The organism is Pseudonocardia sp. 73-21, from assembly GCF_001899645.1.
Classification (GTDB): domain Bacteria; phylum Actinomycetota; class Actinomycetes; order Mycobacteriales; family Pseudonocardiaceae; genus Pseudonocardia.
The window spans coordinates 44,185-50,521 of the sequence record NZ_MKVV01000076.1; the positions used below are offsets into that span (position 1 = coordinate 44,185).

8 protein-coding genes are annotated in these 6,337 nt (G+C 73.9%); 4 read left to right on the forward strand and 4 right to left on the reverse strand.

Annotated elements, in window-relative coordinates:
* Positions 1-17 precede the first annotated feature (17 nt).
* The 4 genes from glpR to BGP03_RS24155 form a co-directional block, all read right to left on the reverse strand.
* Positions 18-1,010, reverse strand: coding sequence for a gephyrin-like molybdotransferase receptor GlpR (gene glpR / locus BGP03_RS24140; RefSeq protein ID WP_299737589.1), 993 nt, complete (start codon positions 1,008-1,010; stop codon positions 18-20).
* 208 nt (positions 1,011-1,218) lie between these two features.
* Complete coding sequence (locus tag BGP03_RS24145; protein ID WP_296375751.1) at positions 1,219-1,884, reverse strand: GNAT family protein; 666 nt, start codon at positions 1,882-1,884, stop codon at positions 1,219-1,221.
* A 13-nt stretch (positions 1,885-1,897) separates the two neighbouring features.
* A complete protein-coding gene (glp, locus tag BGP03_RS24150) occupies positions 1,898-3,121 on the reverse strand; it encodes a gephyrin-like molybdotransferase Glp (protein ID WP_296375749.1) in 1,224 nt (407 codons plus the stop codon).
* Between the two features lie 7 nt (positions 3,122-3,128).
* Entirely contained in the window at positions 3,129-4,007 is an 879-nt protein-coding gene (locus BGP03_RS24155; RefSeq protein ID WP_296375747.1) for a UTP--glucose-1-phosphate uridylyltransferase, read from the reverse strand.
* Positions 4,008-4,043: 36 nt separating this feature from the next.
* Between BGP03_RS24155 and BGP03_RS24160 the strand changes: the two genes are divergently transcribed.
* From BGP03_RS24160 to mscL, 4 genes are all read left to right on the forward strand, one after another.
* The gene (locus tag BGP03_RS24160) at positions 4,044-4,640 is read left to right on the forward strand and encodes a 5-formyltetrahydrofolate cyclo-ligase (protein WP_296375745.1); all 597 of its coding nucleotides are present in this window, start codon (positions 4,044-4,046) and stop codon (positions 4,638-4,640) included.
* A 57-nt stretch (positions 4,641-4,697) separates the two neighbouring features.
* Positions 4,698-5,045 carry an FmdB family zinc ribbon protein gene (locus BGP03_RS24165; RefSeq protein ID WP_296375743.1) on the forward strand — a complete coding sequence of 116 codons (348 nt, stop codon included), beginning with the start codon at positions 4,698-4,700 and terminating at the stop codon, positions 5,043-5,045.
* A 94-nt stretch (positions 5,046-5,139) separates the two neighbouring features.
* The gene (locus BGP03_RS24170) at positions 5,140-5,784 is read left to right on the forward strand and encodes an SAF domain-containing protein (protein ID WP_298799865.1); all 645 of its coding nucleotides are present in this window, start codon (positions 5,140-5,142) and stop codon (positions 5,782-5,784) included.
* 26 nt (positions 5,785-5,810) lie between these two features.
* The gene (gene mscL, locus BGP03_RS24175) at positions 5,811-6,203 is read left to right on the forward strand and encodes a large conductance mechanosensitive channel protein MscL (protein ID WP_296375739.1); all 393 of its coding nucleotides are present in this window, start codon (positions 5,811-5,813) and stop codon (positions 6,201-6,203) included.
* Positions 6,204-6,337 lie beyond the last annotated feature (134 nt).

Genomic DNA, 6,337 nt, shown 5'->3' on the forward strand with positions numbered 1-6,337 from the left:
AAGACACTATCAGCCGCCTACTCCCCCACCGCACGCCGGTAGTCGGGCCGGACCGGGCCGTCGAGGTCGTAGAGCTCGGGGTCCTCGTCGTCCGCCTGGACCAGCGCCGTTCCCGCAGGCAGGGCCAGGGGTGGGGCCGGCCGCAGCCGGGGCAGGGCGTTCTCCTCGACCGGGTCCTTGAGCTCGGTGGCCGTGCTCAGCGAGGCGCCGGTGCCGGACACCCGCTCGGGCTCCTCGATCTCGAGCTCGTTGCCCTCCTCGACGAAAGGCTCGTCCTCCTCCACCTCGTCCTCGACCTGGACGGCCTCGCGGCCGCGCTGGGCCCACTCGTCGAGATCGGGATCGTCGGCAGCCGGACGCCGACGGGTGCCCGCCATCCGCGCAGAGCGGCGGTCCCTGATGGCCTCCTCCATCCGCACCTGTCGACGGAGGTAGGCCAGGTAGCCCACGAGCCCGAGGTCGGCGGCACCGTGCACCCACCAGACGGTGGAGATCGCGACGGCCGCCACCACCGCCGAGACGGCGGCGACCACGAACAGGACAAGCACCACGCGCTGGCGGAACCCGTAGCGGGCCCGGGCCGCCAGCGCGGCGGCCTCCGGGTCGTAGCCGCCGCGGCCGGGACGGTAACGGGGTGGCGGGCGCTCCCAGACGCGGTCGTCGGCGTAGTCGCCCTCCTCGTACCCCTCGTCGGCGTCGGCGTCGGCGTCGGCGTCGTTGTCGTTGTCGTTGTCGAGGACGGCGACGTCGGGCTCATCCGTCGCCTGGTCGCCCGCGGAGCGAGCTGCGGGAACCCGCGGTTCCTCGCGCTCCGTCCGGGTCGCGACCGATCGGGAGTCGTCCATTGCGTCCACCTCCACAGTGTGGCGCCGATGCGGCCGCTCGAGCACCCGCCCGGACAGCGCGGCCACGCTGGGCCGGGCCACCTCCTGGCGGTGTCGTGCGACCGCCGGGACGAGGATCAGCAGCCAGAGGACCACCAGTCCCACAAAGATCATCGAACTGGGCACGGCTGCTTCCTCCCCCCACGGCGCAGTCCGGATGCGAACCGTCTCCCCAGGCGGGATCGCTTCCGTTCGCCAACGGTAGTGAGCACCGGAGGGCGAACGCGGCAGCGACGCGCCGTGTCAGCCAGGTTCACTCGTGAGGATCAGGGGACTGCTGTGACGAGTGGTGCTCATGTGGGTGGACGCTGGGTCACACACTGGTAACGGAGGGTCAAACCCGGGTGGCGCGGCCCTCGGCGACGAGCTGTCCGGTGCGCCCGCCGACCGGCTGCTCGTCGGCCGTCATGGCGTAGCAGAAGTGGTCCCGCCAGGCACCCTCGATCTCGAGGTAGCGGCGGAACAGCCCCTCCTGGCGGAAACCGAGCTTCTCCAGCACCCGGATGCTCGCGCCGTTCTCCGGGCGGACCGTGGCCTCCAGCCGGTGCAGGCCCACCACGTCGAAGCAGTGGTCGACGGCCAGCGCCACGGCCGCGGTGATCACGCCGCCACCGGTGACCGTCGAGTCCACCCAGTACCCGACGTAGGCCGAGAGCAGCGGCTCGCGCAGGACGTTGCCGATCATGACGTGGCCGACGAACCGGTCGTCGAGCGTCACCGCGAACGGCAGCGCCTGCCCGCGCCGCGCCGCCGACCGCAGCTGCAGCCACCGTCCCGGCCACTCGGGCTGGGCGTTGCGCCGGGCCCAGCCACCCGGCATCGTCGGCTCCCACGGCGAGAGGTGCCGCTCGTCGCGGGTCCGGATCGCCGACCAGGCCGCCCCGTCGCGGAGCCGGACGGGGCGCAACGCCACCGTGCCGGCCCGGACCGTCAGCATCCCGGGGCGGGCCGGCCAGCCCGGATGCCGGCCGCCGACCGGGTCCGGGTAGGAGTGCGCCATCGGCCCGCGGCGATCAGGGGACCGGCAGGAACGCGACGGTCACCGTCTCGTCGACGGTGGCCTCCGTGAGGTCCTCGGGCAGCACGATCAGCCCGTTCGCGTCCACCAGCGACGACAGCAGATGCGTGCCCGACGTGCCGACGGGCTGGACGAGGTAGTCGCCCGTGGCCTGCTCGCGCAGCAATCTGGCGCGCACGTACCCGCGGCGACCGGCCACCGACGAGACCGGCGAGGTGAGGCGCGCGGTCATGGTGCGGCGGTGCGGGTCGGAGCGCCCCTGCGCGACGCGCAGCAGCGGCCGGACCAGCACCTCGAACAGCAGCAGGGCCGTGGCCGGGTGGGCCGGGAACAGGAACGTCGGGACGGCGTCGGCCCCGAGCCGCCCGAAACCCTGCGACGAGCCGGGGTGCATGGCCACGCGGGTGGTGTCGATCTCGCCCAGGCCGGCCAGCGCCGCCTGGATCTCGACGCCCGCCCGTCCGCCGACGTTGCCGCAGACCACGAGGACGTCGCTGAACGGAAGCCGGTCCTGCACGGCGGCGCCGATCTCCCGGGCGTCGCCGCGGACGAGACCGGCGCGCGAGGTGTCGGCCCCGGCCTCGCGGGCGGCGGCGGTGAGGGCGTGCGAGCAGACGTCGACGACCTGCCCGGCCCCCGGCGTGCGGGCCAGCTCGACGAGCTCGTCGCCGACGGAGATCACCGACACGCGCGGCTTCGGGTAGACCAGGACCTTCTCGCGGCCCGCCGCGGCCAGCATCCCGACCTGGGCGGCCCCGATGATCGCGTCGCGGCGCACGGCCACGTCACCGGGCTGGACGTCCTCGCCGACGCGGCGGACGAACCCGGCCGACGGCACCCGCCGGCTGACGACGATCCGCGCGTCCCCGCCGTCGGTGTACCCGACCGGGACGACGGCGTCGGCGAGCGTCGGCAGCGGGGCGCCCGCGGCGATGCGGACCGCCTGCCCGGGCTGCAGGCGCAGGGGCTGGCGGGACCCGGCGGGGATCTCCCCCACGACGGGGACCTCCACCGTGTCCCCCTCGACCGCGCCGCCGACGTCCACGCTGCGCACCGCGTAGCCGTCGATGGCCGCCATGTCGAAGCCCGGGAGCGGCCGCGAGCTCACGACCTCCTCGGCGCAGCGCAGCCCGTAGGCCTCCGCGATCGCCAACCGCACGGGGGCGGGCCGGACCGCGGACCCCAGGACCCGCTCGAGCTGCTCGTCGACCGACCGCACGGGCCCCTCAGCGCTCCAGCCGGGCGGTCAGCCAGGACCGCAGCTCCGGGCCGTACTCGGGGCTCTCGAGCGCGAAGTCGACGAACGCCCGCACGTAGCTGCCCGGGTTGCCGAGGTCGTGGCGGCCACCGCGGTGCACCACCACGTGCACCGGGTGCCCCTCGGAGATCAGCAGCTGGACGGCGTCGGTGAGCTGCAGCTCCCCGCCCGCGCCGGGGGTGATCCGGTCGAGCGCGTCGAAGACGGCGACGTCGAGCAGGTAGCGGCCCGCGGCGGCGTAGGTGGACGGCGCGTCCTCGGCGGAGGGCTTCTCCACCATGCCGTGGACCTGCTTGACGTCGGGGTCGTCGGTGTCGGTGACGTCGAAGACGCCGAACGGCGAGATCTCCGCCTTCGGGATGTCGAACGCGCAGAGCACGCTGCCGCCGAACTGCTCGCGGACGGCGGCCATCCGGGCCAGCACCCCGGACGGGAGCACGAGGTCGTCGGGGAGCAGTACAGCGAAGGCACCCTCGTCGGCGCCGATGGCCTCACGGGCGCAGCCGACGGCGTGCCCGAGCCCGAGCGGCTCGTGCTGGGTGGCGGTGCGGACGGCGATGAGGTCGTGGGCGCGGCGCACCTTCGCGACGAGCTTGTCCTTGCCGCGGGCGGCGAGGGTCTTCTCCAGCTCGGAGGAGTCGGCGAAGTGCGCGGCGACCGCGTCCTTGCCGGGCGAGGTGATGATGACGAGCTGCTCGGCACCGGCCTCGGCGGCCTCCGCGGCCACGAGCTCGATGCCCGGTGTGTCGACGACGGGAAGCAGCTCCTTCGGAACGGTCTTGGTGGTCGGCAGGAACCGGGTACCCAGGCCTGCGGCGGGGACCACGGCGGTACGGAACGTCGACATGAGCCTGGACCCTATCTGCGCCACTAGCCTGCGCTGGTGACGGCACGCGCAGAGACCTCCAAGGTCGACTGGCGGCGTCGGCTCCTGGCCGCCCGCCGGGCCCTGCCCGCGCCGGTGCGGGCCGCCCGCGCCGAGGCGCTGACCCGGCACGCGGTGGCTCTGGCGGCCGGCACCGGCGGCCCGGTGTGCGCCTACCTCCCCGTGGGCGCCGAGCCGGGCACGCCGGCGCTGGTGGAGGCCCTGCGCGACGCCGGCCACGAGGTGCTGCTGCCGGTGGTGCCCGCCACGCCCGGCGCCCTGGGCTGGGCCCGGTTCGAGGGCGTCGACGCGCTGGCGGCCGGCCCGCTGGGCCTGCGGGAGCCGACGGGGCCACGGCTGGACCCCACGGCCGTCACGAGCGCCGGGCTGGTCCTCGTCCCCGCGCTCGCCGCGGACCGCGACGGCGGCCGGCTGGGCCGGGGCGGCGGCTACTACGACCGCACCCTGCCGCTGGTGGCGGCCGGAACACCGCAGGTGGCCGTGGTCAACGACGACGAGCTCGTGGACCGCCTGCCCGTCGAACCGCACGACCAGCGGGTGACGCACGCCCTGCTTCCGGATGCGGGTCTCGTCGCACTGGGGAACAGTTGGTGATCCCAGCGGGTTATGCTGGCACTCTCTGTGTGCGAGTGCCAGTTCTCGGAGGATCACGTGCCCACCTACCAGTACGCCTGCACCGCCTGTGACCACAGGTTCGATGCGGTGCAGTCCTTCTCCGACGCATCCCTGACGGTGTGCCCGGTGTGTTCCGGCGCGCTGCGGAAGGTGTTCTCGTCGGTCGGGATCGTCTTCAAGGGCAGCGGTTTCTACCGCACCGACAGCCGGGCGGGTGCCGTTCCCAAGGGCGAGACCAAGACCGAGGCGAAGAGCGAGTCGTCGTCCTCCAGCAGCAGCACCTCCTCCGAGAGCTCGTCGGGATCGTCGGGATCGTCCGGCAAGAAGGACAGCTCGTCGACGTCGTCGTCCTCCAGCAGTACACCGTCGGCCGCGGCGTCCTGACCGGCTGATCGCGAGTTGTCCCCATCACGGGTGGGTTGTCCACAGGTTCGGTGATCGACGCCCGCGGGTGTCCCCGTCGTCCTAGCGTCGGGGCATGTCCACTTCCGACGGGCTCGCGCCCCGCCTGCGCCACCGCCTCGTCGCGGTGGCCACCGGGCCGGGCTGGCGACGGCTGCTGCTGATCCGGCGGCTGGCGGCCGCCGTGCTCACCGGCCTCGCGCTGGTCCTGGCCCTCGCCCCCCGCGGCGCCACCGGCGGGGTCCCGGTCGCCGTCGCGGCCGCGGAGATCCCGGCCGGCGCCACCGTCCGCGCCGTCGATCTCGCCGTCCGCGAGTGGCCCGCCGAGCTCGTCCCGGCCGGGGCGCTCCGGGATCCGGCCGACGCCGACGGGCGGGTGCTCGTCGGCGCGGCCCGCGCGGGTGAGCCCATCACCGACATCCGCCTCGTCGGTGCGTCACCGTCCTCCGGCGCCGGGCCCGGTGATGCCGCGGTGCCCGTCCGGCTCGCCGACGCCGGGGTCGCCGCCCTGCTGGTGCCCGGCAGCCGGGTCGACGTGGTCACCGTCGGCGGCCGCACCGACCAGCCCGTCCTGCTCGCCTCCGACGCGGCCGTGCTCGCGGTGCTGGCCGAGGACAAGGCCGGTCGGGGCCGCCTGGTGATGGTCGCGATGCCGCGCGGGATCGCGACGCGCGTGGCTGCTGCGTCCCTGTCGGAGCAGGTCGCCGTTACCCTGCGCTAGCTCGGGACCTGACCAAGGGGAGAACCATGATCAAGGGATTCAAGGACTTCATTCTGCGGGGCAACGTCGTCGACCTCGCGGTCGCGGTCGTCATCGGCGCCGCCTTCGGCGCCATCGTCACCGCCTTCACCGCGAAGATCATCCAGCCGCTGATCAACGCGATCGGCTCCCCCGAAGGCGGCGGGCTGGGCTTCGAGGTGGTCACCGGGAAGACGAGCACCTACGTCGACATCGCCGCCCTGATCGGCGCCGCGATCAACTTCCTGATCGTCGCCGCCGTCGTCTACTTCGTGATCGTGGTTCCGCTCAACGCGCTCAAGGCCCGGCGCAAGAGCGGCGAGGAGGCCGGCCCGGCCGAGCCCACCGACGTCGAGCTGCTCATCGAGATCCGCGACCTGCTGCGCTCCCAGCAGCGCTGAGCCCCGCACTCCGACCGCATGATCGCCGCCGGTCGCACCGCCGATCGCACCGGACCGCCCTCCGAAGGACGGCGGATTCAAGGAACGGTCGCAACATCCCTCTGATCTGAGGTGATCTTGATGAATACGTTCCG

Coding starts and splice junctions, on each gene's coding strand:
- BGP03_RS24145 (WP_296375751.1), bottom strand. CDS start 1,884: ATGGCGCACTCCTACCCGGACCCGGTCGGCGGCCGGCATCCGGGCTGG.
- BGP03_RS24155 (WP_296375747.1), bottom strand. CDS start 4,007: ATGTCGACGTTCCGTACCGCCGTGGTCCCCGCCGCAGGCCTGGGTACC.
- BGP03_RS24170 (WP_298799865.1), top strand. CDS start 5,140: ATGTCCACTTCCGACGGGCTCGCGCCCCGCCTGCGCCACCGCCTCGTC.
- mscL (WP_296375739.1), top strand. CDS start 5,811: ATGATCAAGGGATTCAAGGACTTCATTCTGCGGGGCAACGTCGTCGAC.